The organism is Paenarthrobacter sp. YAF11_1 (assembly GCF_052113445.1).
Classification (GTDB): domain Bacteria; phylum Actinomycetota; class Actinomycetes; order Actinomycetales; family Micrococcaceae; genus Arthrobacter.
In genome coordinates this window covers 31687-47212 of record NZ_JBFRDF010000004.1, presented here as the reverse complement: position 1 = coordinate 47212, position 15526 = coordinate 31687, and the positions used below count along the sequence as shown (strand labels likewise).

12 protein-coding genes are annotated in these 15526 nt (G+C 64.3%); 10 read left to right on the top strand and 2 right to left on the bottom strand.

The window, feature by feature from the left end; genetic code table 11:
* Nucleotides 1-65: 65 nt before the first annotated feature.
* The 4 genes from araB to AB4Y77_RS07715 are packed head-to-tail and all read left to right on the top strand — an operon-like array spanning nt 66 to nt 5004.
* Nucleotides 66-1802 (top strand): ribulokinase, encoded by a 1737-nt coding sequence (araB, locus tag AB4Y77_RS07730; protein ID WP_442013477.1) that lies wholly within the window; start codon nt 66-68, stop codon nt 1800-1802.
* On the top strand, nt 1799-2506 hold the full coding sequence (locus AB4Y77_RS07725; protein ID WP_311213952.1) for an L-ribulose-5-phosphate 4-epimerase: 708 nt from the start codon (nt 1799-1801) through the stop codon (nt 2504-2506). Before araB ends, AB4Y77_RS07725 begins: the two co-directional genes overlap by 4 nt.
* A 54-nt stretch (nt 2507-2560) precedes the next feature.
* Nucleotides 2561-4096 (top strand): L-arabinose isomerase, encoded by a 1536-nt coding sequence (gene araA / locus AB4Y77_RS07720; RefSeq protein ID WP_442013476.1) that lies wholly within the window; start codon nt 2561-2563, stop codon nt 4094-4096.
* Complete coding sequence (locus tag AB4Y77_RS07715; RefSeq protein WP_442013475.1) at nt 4093-5004, top strand: aldose 1-epimerase family protein; 912 nt, start codon at nt 4093-4095, stop codon at nt 5002-5004. The genes araA and AB4Y77_RS07715 overlap by 4 nt, the downstream gene beginning before the upstream one ends.
* On the opposite strand, the gene AB4Y77_RS07710 is transcribed toward AB4Y77_RS07715, so the two are convergent.
* The gene (locus AB4Y77_RS07710) at nt 5005-6021 is read right to left on the bottom strand and encodes a LacI family DNA-binding transcriptional regulator (RefSeq protein WP_442013474.1); all 1017 of its coding nucleotides are present in this window, start codon (nt 6019-6021) and stop codon (nt 5005-5007) included.
* A 126-nt stretch (nt 6022-6147) separates the two neighbouring features.
* On the opposite strand from AB4Y77_RS07710, the gene AB4Y77_RS07705 reads away from it, so the two are divergent.
* From AB4Y77_RS07705 to AB4Y77_RS07680, 6 genes are all read left to right on the top strand, one after another.
* Nucleotides 6148-6558: an L-rhamnose mutarotase gene (locus AB4Y77_RS07705; RefSeq protein ID WP_442013473.1), complete on the top strand. Its 411-nt coding sequence runs from the start codon at nt 6148-6150 to the stop codon at nt 6556-6558.
* Nucleotides 6555-7721, top strand: coding sequence for an L-rhamnose isomerase (gene rhaI / locus AB4Y77_RS07700; protein ID WP_214820653.1), 1167 nt, complete (start codon nt 6555-6557; stop codon nt 7719-7721). The genes AB4Y77_RS07705 and rhaI overlap by 4 nt, the downstream gene beginning before the upstream one ends.
* Nucleotides 7722-7726: 5 nt before the next feature.
* On the top strand, nt 7727-9763 hold the full coding sequence (locus tag AB4Y77_RS07695) for a bifunctional aldolase/short-chain dehydrogenase (protein ID WP_442013472.1): 2037 nt from the start codon (nt 7727-7729) through the stop codon (nt 9761-9763).
* A 125-nt stretch (nt 9764-9888) separates the two neighbouring features.
* Nucleotides 9889-11286, top strand: a complete 1398-nt coding sequence (locus AB4Y77_RS07690) for a rhamnulokinase (RefSeq protein ID WP_442013779.1) — start codon at nt 9889-9891, stop codon at nt 11284-11286.
* A 26-nt stretch (nt 11287-11312) separates the two neighbouring features.
* Nucleotides 11313-11744 carry an aspartate 1-decarboxylase gene (gene panD / locus AB4Y77_RS07685; protein ID WP_311213959.1) on the top strand — a complete coding sequence of 144 codons (432 nt, stop codon included), beginning with the start codon at nt 11313-11315 and terminating at the stop codon, nt 11742-11744.
* A gap of 181 nt (nt 11745-11925) precedes the next feature.
* Nucleotides 11926-12852, top strand: coding sequence for an AEC family transporter (locus AB4Y77_RS07680; protein WP_442013471.1), 927 nt, complete (start codon nt 11926-11928; stop codon nt 12850-12852).
* Between the two features lie 7 nt (nt 12853-12859).
* Here AB4Y77_RS07680 and AB4Y77_RS07675 read toward each other — a convergent pair whose 3' ends face one another.
* Nucleotides 12860-15496, bottom strand: a complete 2637-nt coding sequence (locus tag AB4Y77_RS07675; RefSeq protein WP_442013470.1) for a trehalase-like domain-containing protein — start codon at nt 15494-15496, stop codon at nt 12860-12862.
* Nucleotides 15497-15526 lie beyond the last annotated feature (30 nt).

The window sequence follows — 15526 nt, the reverse complement described above, 5'->3', positions numbered from 1 at the left end:
AGACCTTCTTCACTTTTCCACCCCGACCCCCGGCAAAGAGGCCTTGGCCAGCCGGATGGAGACCCATGAATACCTCTGAATTCCTTCCGCTGGACGAACAGTTCGTCATTGGCGTGGACTATGGCACTTTGTCCGGGCGCGCCGTCGTCGTCCGCGTATCGGACGGGGCAGAACTTGGCAGCGGCGTGTTCGAGTATCCGCACGCCGTCGTGTCGGAAAAGCTCCCCGGTTCCGGCCAGCGCCTCCCGGCTGACTGGGCCCTTCAGGTCCCCAACGACTACCGTGACGTACTGCGCAGTGCCGTTCCGGCCGCCGTCACAGACGCCGGAATCAACCCGGCCAATGTGGTAGGCATCGCCACCGACTTCACCGCTTGCACCATGGTTCCGACGACGGCAGACGGCACGCCGCTGAACGAACTGGAACGCTTCGCGGACCGGCCCCACGCATTCGTGAAGCTTTGGCGCCACCACGCAGCCCAGCCGCAGGCTGACCGCATCAACAAGCTTGCTGAAGAACAGGGCGAGTCCTGGCTTCCCCGCTACGGCGGCCTGATTTCCTCCGAGTGGGAGTTCGCCAAGGGACTTCAGCTTCTTGAGGAAGATCCGGAAGTCTATGGCGCCATGGATCACTGGGTTGAGGCGGCCGACTGGATCGTTTGGCAGCTCTGCGGCAGCTACGTCCGCAACGCCTGCACCGCCGGCTATAAAGGCATTTACCAGGATGGAAAGTACCCGTCCGAGGACTTCCTAGCGGCGTTGAACCCCGATTTCAAGGGCTTCGTGTCCGAAAAGCTGGAACACACGATCGGCCGCTTGGGCGACGCCGCGGGCTACCTCACCGAAGAAGCGGCTGCCTGGACCGGGCTCCCCGCTGGGATCGCCGTGGCCGTGGGAAATGTTGACGCCCACGTCAGCGCACCGGCCGCGAACGCCGTGGAACCCGGACAGCTCGTAGCCATCATGGGAACCTCCACGTGCCACGTCATGAACGGCGACGTGCTGCGCGAAGTCCCCGGCATGTGCGGAGTCGTTGACGGCGGCATCGTGGACGGCCTCTGGGGATATGAAGCCGGCCAGTCCGGAGTTGGCGACATTTTCGGCTGGTTCACCAAGAACGGCGTCCCGCCGGAGTACCACCAGGCCGCCACAGACAAGGGCCTGGGTATCCACGAATACCTGACCGAACTCGCGGAGAAGCAGGCAATCGGCGAGCACGGCCTGATCGCGCTGGACTGGCACTCGGGCAACCGCTCAGTGCTGGTGGACCACGAACTCTCCGGCGTGGTGGTAGGCCAGACCTTGGCCACCAAGCCTGAGGACACGTACCGGGCGTTGCTGGAAGCCACGGCTTTCGGCACCCGCACCATTGTGGACGCGTTCCGCGATTCGGGTGTTCCGGTTAAGGAATTCATCGTGGCCGGTGGGCTCTTGAAGAACAAGTTCCTGATGCAGGTCTACGCCGACATCACTGGCCTGCAGCTCTCCACCATCGGCTCCGAGCAGGGTCCTGCGCTGGGCTCGGCGATCCACGCAGCTGTCGCTGCCGGGAAGTACAAGGACATCCGGGAAGCCGCAGCCTCCATGGCAGCAGCTCCCGGCGCGGTCTACACCCCCATCCCCGAGAACGTGGCGGCCTACGAGGTCCTCTTCCAGGAATACAAAGCCCTGCACGACTACTTCGGCCGCGGCACCAACAACGTCATGCACCGCCTCAAAGCCATTCAACGCGCTGCGATCCAAGGTTCGGGGCAACAAGGTGCGGCCACCCAATCCAGCACCCTCGAAGGAGCTTCCGCATGAGCGCCCTCCTGGAGTCCATTGCAAGGATCCGCAAGGAAGTTTGCGAGCTGCACGCCGAGCTGACCCGCTACGAACTGGTGGTGTGGACCGCGGGCAACGTCTCGGGCCGGATCCCCGGGCACGATCTCATGGTCATCAAGCCTTCGGGCGTCTCCTACGACGAGCTCACACCGGAGCTCATGGTGGTCACTGATCTTTATGGCACACCTGTGCGGGGAATGAATACCGGCAGCGCGGGCACCGTGGATTGGGGCAACCCGGACCTCTCCCCGTCCTCCGATACGGCCGCTCACGCGTACGTCTACCGGCACATGCCTGAGGTAGGCGGCGTGGTCCACACACACTCCACTTATGCCACGGCCTGGGCTGCCCGCGGCGAAGAAATCCCCTGCGTACTGACCATGATGGGCGACGAATTCGGCGGCCCCATCCCCATTGGACCGTTTGCGCTGATCGGGGACGACTCGATCGGCCAGGGCATCGTGGAAACCCTCAAGAACTCCAACTCGCCCGCGGTCCTGATGCAGAACCATGGGCCGTTCACCATCGGCAAGACCGCCCGCGAAGCCGTCAAAGCCGCCGTGATGTGCGAGGAAGTGGCCAGGACGGTCCACATCTCCCGTCAACTCGGTGAGCCGTTACCCATCGACCCAGCCAAGATCGAGTCCCTCTACGACCGATACCAGAACGTTTACGGCCGCTAACGCGGTCAGTCACAAGCCAGCTCGACAACCCAAGAACACCCAGGAGCCACGAAAATGCCCAGCGCCAACAACCCATCCGCCAACAACACGTCCCTGGGTCAGTACGAGGTCTGGTTCCTCACCGGCAGCCAGCACCTTTACGGCGAGGATGTCCTCAAGCAGGTGGCAGCGCAGTCGCAGGAGATTGCCAACGCCCTGAACGCCAGCAGCGACGTCCCGGTCAAGCTCGTATGGAAGCCGGTCCTCACCGATTCCGACGCCATCCGCCGCACCGCCCTGGAGGCCAATTCGAATGACTCCGTGATCGGCGTGACCGCCTGGATGCACACGTTCAGCCCCGCCAAGATGTGGATCCAGGGCCTGGACGCGCTCCGCAAGCCGTTGCTGCACCTGCACACGCAGGCCAACCGGGACCTTCCTTGGGCTGACATCGATTTCGACTTTATGAACCTGAACCAGGCAGCCCACGGCGACCGCGAATTCGGGTACATCCAGTCGCGCCTCGGCGTGCCGCGGAAGACCGTCGTCGGGCATGTCAGCAACCCGGAGGTCGCCCGCCAAGTGGGCGCCTGGCAGCGCGCCTCGGCCGGCTGGGCCGCCGTCCGCACGCTGAAGCTGACCCGTTTCGGCGACAACATGCGCAACGTCGCCGTCACCGAAGGTGACAAGACCGAAGCCGAGCTGCGCTTCGGCGTCTCGGTGAACACCTGGTCCGTCAACGAGCTCGCCGAGGCTGTCCACACGGCCGCAGAGTCCGACGTCGACGCCTTGGTTGCCGAGTACGAGCGCCTTTACGAGGTGGCTGACGAGCTAAAAGCAGGCGGCGCCCGCCACGAATCGCTGCGCTACAGCGCCAAGATCGAACTGGGACTGCGCAGCTTCCTGGAAGCCAACGGTTCTGCAGCGTTCACCACGTCCTTCGAAGACCTGGGTGAGCTGCGCCAACTCCCCGGCATGGCTGTCCAGCGCCTGATGGCCGACGGGTACGGCTTCGGCGCCGAGGGAGACTGGAAGACCGCCATCCTGGTCCGTGCCGCCAAGGTCATGGGCGGCGACCTGCCCGGTGGCGCGTCGCTCATGGAGGACTACACCTACCATCTGGAGCCTGGGAGCGAGAAGATCCTGGGCGCGCACATGCTGGAGGTCTGCCCGTCGCTGACCGCCACAAAGCCGCGTGTAGAGATCCACCCGCTGGGCATCGGGGGCAAGGAAGATCCCGTCCGCATGGTCTTCGACACCGACGCCGGCCCCGGCATCGTGGTTGCGCTGTCCGACATGCGCGACAGGTTCCGCCTGGTGGCGAACGTGGTGGACGTGGTGGACCTCGACCAGCCGCTCCCCAACCTGCCCGTGGCCCGCGCACTCTGGGAGCCGAAGCCCAACTTCGCCACCTCTGCCGCCGCGTGGCTCACCGCCGGCGCCGCACACCACACGGTATTGTCCACGCAGGTGGGCCTGGACGTGTTCGAGGACTTCGCCGAAATCGCCAAGACCGAACTCCTCACCATCGACGAAGGCACCACCATCAAACAGTTCAAGAAGGAACTCAACTGGAACGCCGCGTACTACAAGCTGGCCGGCGGCCTGTGAGCACTGAATTCACGCTGGGCGCGGGCGGTTACACGGCTGTTGTGACCGCCCGCGCGGCTGCCCTTCGTGTTCTCCAGTTTGAGGGCCGGGACCTGGTTGTCCCGTTCCCCGCCGGCGGGCCGATCCCGGACTACCGTGGCGTCATTGCTGCCCCGTGGCCCAACAGGGTTGCTGACGGCGCGTACGTTTTCGATGGCACCAAGCATCAGCTTCCAGTCAACGAACCCGAACGTGCCACTGCCTTGCACGGGCTCGCCTTCCCGCTCGACTGGACGCGGAAGGAGTCCGACGCCGGGTCGCTCACCTTGACGTGCACGGTGGGCCCGACGGCGGGCTACCCCTTCGCTCTGGAGCTTGAGGCACGGTTTACGCTGGACGACGCCGGGCTTCATAGCTCCGTGACAGCCCGGAACGCCGCCGACGTCGCTGCCCCCTACGGCGTCTGCCCGCATCCGTACCTCGTGGCCGGTTCTTCACCGCTGGATGAGTGGGTCCTGGAGTTTGCCGCCGATTCGTTCCTCGAGGTCACCCCGGACAGGCTCCTGCCCGTCGGCACTGTGCCAGTGGAAAATCACGCTTTCGACTTCCGTTCCCCGCGCGCCATCGGCAGCACCGAGATCGACCACGCCTTTACCGACATAACGTTCGACGGCGGGCTGGCGCGGCTTTCCTTGCGGGACCCGGCGGGCACCGGCGTCGGAGGTTCCGGCGTCGGGATGTCCTGGGACGAGAGCTGCCCGTGGCTGCAGATCCATACGGCTGACAAGCCGGAACCGATCCCGGGCCGAATCGGCCTGGCCGTGGAGCCCATGACGTGTCCGCCGGATGCCTTCAACAGCGGCCGGGACCTGATCCGGCTGGAACCCGGCGCGTCACACACGGCGTCGTGGAGCATCTACGCGCTGTAGCTACCCAACTGAGCCCGCGGTGCTTTGGCGGACCACCAACTCGGGCGTGAACACGACTGCCCGGTGCTTGGTCCCGCCGTTGTCCTGTTCCTCGGCGAGCAACTCGATCGCTGTCCTGCCCAGCGCCTCTGTGGGCTGCCGGATGGAAGACAGCGGCACCACTGCGGAGATGGCGAAGTCGATGTCGTCGTAACCAATGAGCGCGATGTCTTCGGGGATCCGGACAGTCCGCAGCATCGTCAGGGATTGCATGACGCCGAGCGCCAGGAGGTCGTTGGAGCAGAAGACTGCCTCAGGCCGAAGTTCGGGGGCGCGTTCCACCAGGCTGTTACCCACCTGTCGGCCTGCAAGCACGGTCTGCCCGGCGGAGTCGAGGACTTCAACGCTGGCCCCTGACACCTCGGCCGCGGCACGCTGTGCACCCTTGAGGCGGCTGGCTACCTGGCGGATGGAGGGCGTACCAACAAAAGCCAGACGACGGCGGCCCAGGTCCAGCAGGTGCTTGGCGGCCAGATACCCACCTTCCTGGTCATCCACGGACACTGAGCTGCAGCGCTCGGTATCTGCAAGTTCGTCCACCAGAACAGTGGGCACGCCACGTTCGCGCAGGGTGTCGATGCGCTCCCCCACGTCACCCACGGGTGAGATGAGCAGGCCCTGCACGCGCTGCTCCTGGAAAAGGTCCATGTAATGGGCTTCGCGGGAGGAGTCTTGACCGCTGTCGCCCACAAGGACCACGCTCCCCAGCGCCGTAGCAGCATCCTCCGCGGCACGGGCCACTGAGGAGAAGAAGGGGTTTCCAACGTCAAGCACAATCAATCCGATGGTCCGGCTCTGGCCTGCGCGGAGCTGGCGGGCGGCATCGTTGCGGACGAAGCCGAGTTCGGCGATGGATTTAAGGACGCGTTCCTTGGTCCTCTGCGAAACCCTGTCCGGATAGTTCAGCACATTGGAAACAGTTCCCACTGCTACCTGGGCGTGCGTGGCAACGTCTTTGATGCTGGCTGTCTGGGACATGCTTTCCGATCTCCGCTGGCTGACGTCAATGTGCTGGAAACGCCTTGACACCCTCCCGTTTACGAGGGTAATTTGAATCGTAACAAATGAAACGATTCAAAGACGAGTAACCCTGGAGAACCGCACATGAGGGTTTGTTTCCGCTCCTCAGTCCACCCGGAACTGATGGCCGAGTACAAGCAACGCCACGCTGCAGTATGGCCGGAAATGCTGAAAGCGCTGAAGGATGCAGGCTGGAACAACTACTCGTTGTTCCTCGCACCGGACGGCCAGTTGATCGGCTACCTGGAGTGCGCAGACTACGAAGCCGCCCAAGCCCGCATGGCCGTGACAGAGGTCAACGCGCGCTGGCAGGCCGAAATGGCCACCCTCTTTGCGAACAGCGACCTTCCCCCGGACCAGGGCTTCGAGGTCGTTGAAGAAGTTTTCAACCTTGAGGACCAACTCGCCGCCACAGCCGCCGTCACGGACGCAGCCGCCGGCGCACACATTAGTACAGACTCAGCCGCCCACGAATACCAAAAGGAACAAGCATGAACACCACAGAATCGGCCCTGGGCCGTCTAGGGGAACTGGCCATTGAAGTGCCGTCCTGGGCCTACGGTAATTCCGGGACCCGGTTCAAGGTCTTCGGCACTCCGGGCACTCCGCGCACCGTCCAGGAAAAGATCGCAGACGCCGCCAAAGTCCACGAGCTCACCGGGCTGGCACCCACCGTGGCGCTGCACATTCCGTGGGACAAAGTGGATGACTACGCAGCACTGCGCGAGTACGCCGCAGGGCTTGGCGTGGGGCTCGGCACCATCAACTCCAATACCTTCCAGGATGACGAGTACAAGTTCGGCTCCCTCACCTCGTCCAACGAGTCTGTACGCCGCCGTGCCATCGATCATCACCTGGAATGCATTGAGATCATGCACGCCACCGGTTCCAAGGATCTGAAGATCTGGCTGGCCGATGGCACCAACTACCCGGGCCAGGACGATATCCGCGGCCGCCAGGACCGCCTGGCCGAGTCCCTGCAGGAGATCTACGCAGGCCTCGGTGACGAGCAGCGCCTGGTTCTGGAGTACAAGTTCTTCGAGCCCGCTTTCTATCACACCGATGTCCCGGACTGGGGTACCTCCTACGCGCAGACCCTCGCCCTGGGCGAGAAGGCATTCGTCTGCCTGGACACCGGCCACCACGCGCCGGGCACCAACATCGAGTTCATCGTCATGCAGCTCCTGCGCCTGGGCAAGCTGGGCTCGTTCGACTTCAACTCCCGCTTCTACGCCGATGATGACCTGATTGTTGGCGCGGCTGATCCGTTCCAGCTGTTCCGCATCATGCACGAAGTCATCCGTGGTGGCGGTTTCGGCAAGGATTCCGGTGTCGCGCTGATGCTGGACCAGTGCCACAACCTGGAAGAGAAGATCCCGGGCCAGATCCGCTCGGTCCTCAACGTCCAGGAAATGACCGCCCGCGCCCTGCTGATTGACACCGCGGCACTCTCCGAAGCCCAGCGTGCAGGCGATGTCCTGGCCGCCAACGGCATCTTCAACGATGCTTTCTACACCGATGTCCGCCCGGTCCTGGCCGAGTGGCGCGAATCCCGCGGCCTGCCCGCCGACCCGATGGCCGCCTACAAGGCCAGCGGATACCAGAAGAAGATCAACGAGGACCGCGCAGGCGGCCAGCAAGCCGGATGGGGCGCGTAATTCCTATGAGCAACAAGACTGTTGAAGAGCTGATTTCCCGTTCCAACCGCCTCGGTGCGGACAAGCGGAACACCAACTTCGCTGGCGGCAACACCTCCGCAAAAGGCACCGAGAAGGACCCCGTCACGGGCCAGGACGTTGAGCTCCTGTGGGTCAAGGGCTCCGGCGGCGACCTCGGCACCCTGAAGGCAGAGAACCTTGCAGTACTCCGGCTGGACCGGCTGCAGGCACTCAAGGATGTTTACCCCGGCGTCGAGCGTGAAGACGAAATGGTGGCCGCATTCGATTACTGCCTGCACGGCAAGGGCGGCGCTGCGCCGTCGATCGATACCGCCATGCATGGCCTCGTTGACGCTGCTCACGTTGACCACCTACACCCGGATTCCGGCATCGCCATCGCCACCGCCGTTGACGGCGAAGCCCTGACCTCCAAGGTTTTCGGCGACAAGGTGGTCTGGGTTCCGTGGCGCCGCCCCGGTTTCCAGCTGGGCCTGGACATCGCGGCGATCAAGGAAGCCAACCCGCAGGCCATCGGCACTATCCTGGGCGGCCACGGCATTACCGCCTGGGGTGCCACCAGCGAAGAGGCCGAGGCCAACTCGCTCTGGATCATTGACCAGGCCGAGAACTACATCAAGGACAACGGTAAGTCCGAGCCCTTCGGCGCCGCGCTCCCCGGCTACGGCGCCCTCCCCGAAACTGAGCGCAAAGCCAAGGCTGCTGCCCTGGCACCGGTGATCCGCGGCCTGGCTTCCACGGACAAACCGCAGCTGGGGCACTTCAGTGATGACGCCGTCGTTCTCGAATTCCTTGCCGCGGAAGAGCACCCGCGCCTAGGCGCGCTGGGCACCTCCTGCCCGGACCACTTCCTCCGCACCAAGGTCAAGCCGCTGGTCCTGGACCTCCCGGCCGACGCCTCGATCGAAGACTCGGTCAACCGCCTGAAGGAACTGCACGCCGCCTACCGCGAGGACTACCAGGCCTACTACGACCGTCATGCCGACGAGAACAGCCCTGCCCTCCGCGGCGCCGACCCGGCCATCGTGCTGATCCCCGGCGTGGGCATGTTCTCCTTCGGCAAGGACAAGCAGACCGCCCGCGTGGCCGGCGAGTTCTACCTCAACGCCATCAACGTCATGCGCGGCGCCGAGGCCATTTCCACCTACGCACCGATCGAGGAATCCGAGAAATTCCGCATCGAGTACTGGGCGCTGGAAGAAGCCAAGCTCGCACGCATGCCGAAGCCCAAGTCCCACGCCACCCGCATCGCACTGGTGACCGGTGCGGCGTCCGGCATTGGCAAGGCGATCGCCACCCGGTTGGCGTCCGACGGCGCGTGCGTCGTTATTGCCGACCTGAACCTTGAGAACGCACAAAAGGTAGCCGAGGAACTGGGCGGCTCCGACGTCGCCATCGGCGTCCAGGCCGACGTGACCGACGAAGCCCAGATCGCAGCCGCCATCGCCGAAGCCGTGCTCGCGTTCGGTGGCGTGGACCTGGTGGTCAACAACGCAGGCCTGTCCATCTCCAAGCCGCTGCTGGAAACCACCGAGAAGGACTGGGACCTGCAGCACAACGTCATGGCCAAGGGCTCCTTCCTGGTCTCCAAGGCCGCAGCCAAGGTCATGATCGATCAGGGCCTGGGCGGAGACATCATCTACATCTCCTCCAAGAATTCCGTGTTCGCAGGCCCCAACAACATCGCCTACTCGGCCACCAAGGCGGACCAAGCGCACCAGGTCCGTCTGCTCGCCGCTGAATTGGGCGAGTACGGTGTCCGCGTCAACGGCATCAACCCCGACGGCGTGGTCCGCGGCTCCGGCATCTTCGCCGGCGGCTGGGGCGCCAAGCGTGCCGCGGTGTACGGCGTGGACGAGCAAGAGCTGGGCAAGTACTACGCCCAGCGCACGCTCCTCAAGCGCGAAGTCCTCCCGGAACACGTGGCCAACGCCGCGTCCGTGCTCACCAGCAACGAACTGTCGCACACCACCGGCCTCCACATCCCCGTGGACGCCGGCGTCGCGGCAGCATTCCTCCGCTAGGACTGATAGTGATCAACGGAACCATCGCGAGCACCGTCCCGGCACACGCCGGGGCGGTGTCCGCTCCCGCGGGCCGCAACGCCGTGTTCGCCGCCATCGACATCGGGGCCTCCTCCGGGCGCGTCATGCTGGGCCGCGTCTCCGCCACGTCCGGGGTGTCCCTCGAGACCATCCACCGCTTTCCCAACGGGGTTGTAGAGCTCGACGGCGGCCTCCGCTGGGATTTCGACGCCCTGTTCGCTGAGGTGCTCAAGGGCCTGGCGGCTGCCGCTGCGTTGGCGCGTGGGAACGGCGAGCGCATCGTGAGCATCGGCATCGACACGTGGGCGGTGGACTATGGCTTGGTGAACGATGCCGGGGACCTCACCTCGGTGCCGTTCAGCTACCGGGACGAGCGCAGCAGGGCGACCGTGGAGCGTGTGCACTCAGCAATTTCTCCTGAAACGCTGTATGCCACCACGGGACTTCAGTTCCTGCAGTTCAACACCCTGTACCAGCTCGCAGCGGAGCCGAATCTTGATGGTGTGCAAGCCCTGCTGATTCCGGACCTGATCGCCTTCCTGCTGACAGGTGAGCGCCGGACTGAAGCCACGAACGCTTCCACCACCGGCCTGTTCGATGCCGTGGCCGGCGAGTGGGCCACCGAATTCCTTGGCGCCCTGGGACTGCCCCGGAACATCTTCCCTGAGCTCATCCAGCCAGGGGAAACCGTGGGCACACTGTTGCCCGGGATCCTTGAGCAGACTGGTCTCCCCGCGGGCACCACCGTGGTTGCCGTGGGTTCGCACGACACCGCCTCGGCCGTGGCAGCGGTCCCCGCTGAAGACCAGGATTTCGCGTACATCTCCTCCGGAACCTGGTCGTTGGTGGGCGTCGAACTGGATCAGCCCGTACTCACCGAAGCCAGCCGTAAGGCCAACTTCACCAACGAACGCGGCGTGGACGGCACCATCCGCTACCTCCGCAACGTGGGTGGTCTGTGGCTCCTCAGCGAATGCCAGCGTGTCTGGGCCGCGGAAGGCTACACGCAGGCACTCCCGGCGCTGCTGGACTCGGCGGCTGCGCTTCCGCCCGGCGGTCCGCAGATCAATGCCGATGATCCTGCGTTCACTGCCCCCGACAACATGCCGGACCGTATCCGCGCAGCCGTGCGCAACACAGGTGCGGTGCTCGCGGACCGGCCTGCCGTCGTCGTGCGGTGCATTATGGACAGCCTCGCCGCCGGGTACGCCCGAACGCTGGCCGACGCCGAGCGCCTTACAGGCCGCAGCACCCGCGTGGTGCACATTGTAGGTGGAGGTTCGCAAAACCGGCTCCTGTGCCAGCTCACTGCCGATGCCACCGGCAAACCGGTTATCGCAGGACCCGTTGAGGCGACTGCCCAGGGCAATGTCCTGGTCCAAGCGCGCGCTGCCGGGGTGGTGGCCGGCGGGCTGGCCGAGCTGCGTGGACTGGTGGGGGCCGGAACGAGTTTGGAACGCTACGAGCCGGCTGAACGTCTGGTACGTCACAGCGCCGGATGAGGGTACCGCGCTAAACTGATCGCATTATGATCCGCACAATGTTCAAGTCCAAGATCCACCGCGCAACGGTGACCCATGCCGACCTCCACTACGTCGGTTCGGTCACTGTCGACCTGGACCTCCTGGACGCGGCCGACATCCTGCCCGGCGAGCTGGTTTCCATTGTGGACGTCACCAACGGCGCCCGCTTGGAGACGTACACCATTGCCGGCGAGCGCGGTTCCGGCGTGATCGGCATCAACGGCGCGGCCGCCCATATGGTCCATGTTGGCGACACCGTCATCCTGATCACCTACGCAGAAATGACCACGGAGGAAGCGAGGGCCTACGAACCCAAGGTGGTCCACGTGGGCAAGGACAACACGATCCTCCAGCTCGGCAACGACCCCGCAGAGGGCCACACCCCCGGGCTGATGCGCCCGCCGCACGCGCTGAGCAACGCAGCGCACCTCAGCTAAGGTGCCACGTCGAGCGCGTTTTTGTACAGATAATGCCGCCAAGACGGCCCGATAAGGTCATTAGCTGTACAAAAACTCCAGTGTCCGCATAGCGGAACAATCGCGAGAAAGCGCTTACTCAGGGGCCGGTTCTGGCTAGGCTGTTACCCGTGAGCCAACGAATCCCCACCCGCATGCTGTCATGATTGGCGTCCTGTCGGGGTTCTTTGTTGTCTGGGCGATCATCCTGGTGGGCATGTTCGTGGGACGTCGGGAGATCCTGGGCGAGAACGCAAGGTCGGTGCTGAGTTCACTGACGTTCTTCGTTGCAAGCCCGGCGCTCCTCTTTGAGACCTTGAGCAAGGCCAAGCTGCACGATGTCTTCGCCGCACCGCTCCTGGTGACCGCCGTGGGTGCCGTCCTCACCGGCCTGCTGTTCTTCCTGATCGTGAAGTTCTGGCTGAAACGGGCCATGCCGGAAGCACTGATGTCCTCCATGAGCGCCTCGCTGGCCAACTCGGCCAACCTGGGCATCCCCATCGCCGTGTTTGTCCTGGGCGATGCGAGCTATGTGGCTCCGTTGTTGATCTTCCAACTGGCATTCTTTACCCCGATGTATCTGATGGCCCTCGATGCCAGCACCAGTTCGCACCGCACCACTCCCCTGCGCTTCCTGCTGATGATCGTGAAGAACCCCATGATCGTGGGCTCGGCGCTCGGCCTGGTGGTGGCCGGGACCGGATTCCAAGTACCGACGCTGATTCTGGAGCCCATCCATCTGATCGGCGGAGCAGCGATTCCGGCCATGCTGATGGCGTTCGGCATGAGCCTCAACGGCTCCAAACCCCTGCAGAAAGCCGCCGGCCGCCGGCTGGACACCTTGTTGGCCAGTGGCTTCAAACTGGTTGTACACCCCTTGATCGCGTACTTGTTTGCCCGCTTCGCCTTGGGGATGGACGGGCACGCGCTGTTCGCCGTCGTGGTGACATCAGCGCTGCCCACGGCCCAGAACGTCTTTGTCGCTGCCAACCGCTACCAGGCCGGGATCACCGTAGCCAAGGACACCGTCCTCATCACCACCATCGTGGCCGTGCCCGCCATGATCGCCGTGGCGCTGCTGCTCACCTAGCGCTGGGTCACTCCACGTCCGCGCTGGCCAGATAGTGGTCCAGGAGCTGCGCACAGCGAATGAAGCCCAGATGCGAGTACGCCTGGGGATGGTTGCCCAAGTGCGTTTCGGTGCCGGGATCGTACTCTTCGGGCAGGAGTCCCGTAGGGCCGAACAGTGCCACCAGCTGGTTGAACAACTCCAGCGCATCGTCCAGGCGGCCCACTGCCAGATACGCCTCGATCAGCCACGTGGTGCAGATGTGGAAGCCGCCCTCCAAACCCGGCAAGCCGTCGTCGTACCTGTAACGGAAAACGGTAGGCCCCACGCGAAGTTCGCGTTCAACGGCAGTCACGGTGTCCAGGAAGCGCTGGTCTTGGGCGTCCAGCAGGCCGGACAAGCCGATGTGCAGGACGGCGGCATCCAGGTCCGGGCTGTCATAAGCCACGGTGTAGGAAGCCGCGGAGGAATCCCACCCTTCCTGCAGGACTTCTTCGCGAATGGTGTCCGCGGTGGGCGACCAGTCCGCATGAGGAACCCTGCCATTCAAAGCGGCTGCCCGGAGCGCCCGATCCAGCGTCATCCAGCACATGACTTTGGTGTACACATGGTGACGCGGCGGCCGGCGGGCTTCCCAAATCCCGTGGTCCGGCTCGTGCCAACGGGCCAGCACAGCGTGCGCCATCTGCTCCATGAGGTACCAGTGTTCGTCCGGCAGGAAACCGCGCCGCTCCGCAAGATCATGGATCAGCTCGGCGATAGGCCCAAACACGTCCAACTGCACCTGGTGGTCCGCGGCGTTGCCGATCCGCACCGGGCGCGATCCTGCATAACCTGGCAGGCTCTCCACGATGGCTTCAGTGGACAGCGGCGCGCCCGTCACGGAATAAAGGGGGTGCAGCCATTCCGGTCCCGGCGCGTTCTCCAGAATCCGGCCCAGCCATCCCAGGAAACCGTCGGCTTCTTCAGTGGATCCCAACGACACCAACGAGTTCACGGTCATCGACCCGTCCCGCAGCCAGCAATACCGGTAATCCCAGTTACGCGTGCCGCCAATACCTTCCGGCAGGGACGTGGTGGGCGCGGCCAGCACTGCGCCAGTGGGCTGGTGGACCAGCGACTTCAGCACCAGAGCGGAACGCCGCACCAGCGAGGTCTTGATGCTGGGCAGCTGCAATGCCTTGACCCACTCACGCGCTGCCAGCCCGACGGCGGCACGCCGGTGAGGTTCGCCTGCCGGGTCCGCGGGTGGCGGCTCGGTGTCACCGCAGCGCATATTCAGCACTACGGGACCATCGCCCAAAACGACCTCTGCCGTTGCCGTGGCGTACTTGGCATCGTTGGTAATGGTAAAAACAACACCCGGCGCCGAGAGGATGATCGGGTCCGACGTCCCGATGATGTGGACCTCATCGCCGCGGATCTCCATGTTGAACGGCGCATTGGCGTAGTCAGGCCTTGGCGCGAACACCACGCGTGCGTTGCCCGTCCCGGACAGGACACGGACCAGGCTGGTGATGCCCTCGGGTGCGGGCTCCAAATAGTCGGTCACCGTGACATCGGCCCAGCGGGTCTCCACGATCATGGTGTTGTCCACATAGCGTTGCGCCAGCACCTGGGACGGCTTCACGGGCTCAATGCTGAAATGGCCGGCGGGATCACCGCCCAGGATATGGGCAAACAGGGACCCGGAATCCGGCAAGGGGTGGCTCATCCAGCAAACCTTGGCATCCGGGGTGATCAACGCAGTGGAGCTGCCGTTGCCGATCATCGAATGGCGTTCCAGACCCACCGCGTCTTCGCCGAACAACCACGCCCGCCGCAGTTCGAACAACAAAGCCAGCACGTGCGCAAAGGACTCCGGATCCGGGATGGTGTGTCCCGCCGTCGTATCCCCCGGCCCGACGTGCAAGCCCAGGTCCGGGCCGCGCAGGGTTGCGAGCGCCTTTTCGTCGCTTTCGGCGTCGCCCGCGTACAGCGCGGCGCTGACGCCAAGCCTCGCACGGAGCTGTTCAAGGGCTTGTCCCTTGGCTGGTTCTTCGACGGTAAGGTCCAGGACCGTTCCGTCAATGATGAAGTACAGACCAAACTCGATGGCAATCTTCTGCGAAGCGAAAATCACCCGGTCCACTACTTCAGGGGTCGCCGGCCGGGTGTGCACGGCGACGCCCACAGGCTTGCGGACAACGCTGATGCCCTTTTCGAAACCGATGGCTTCCGTCAGCGCGGTGGCCACCTGTTGAAGCAACTGTTCGGTGGCGAGCGAGAGCGTGTAGGCGTAGCCCATGTCGAACTCCACCCCGTGGGACCCCACCAGATGGACTTCCGCCGGCAGCCTGGACACCGCGGCCAGATCCCTGAGGGACCGGCCGGAAATGATGGCCGTATGCGTGTTCGGCAGCGCAGCCAAGGCACGGAGTGCCACGGCTGCGCTGTCCAGGGGCAACGTCTCGGTGGAAACGCCCTCAGCCGAGCAGAGGGTGCCGCCATAGTTGCAGGCCACCAGCAAACCAGGAACCCGGGCGAGGACCCTGAGCTCCGCGAACAACTGCGGGGTGATGCCGTTCTCCGCGTCGGATTGGAGCACCGTTCGGAGCAGGCCAAGCGGGAGCGATTTCATCAGCAGCGCGGAATCGGCAACTGATTGATTCAAGTGCGTAGGCATGGCAGACCCTTCCGAAGCGGATAACTACAG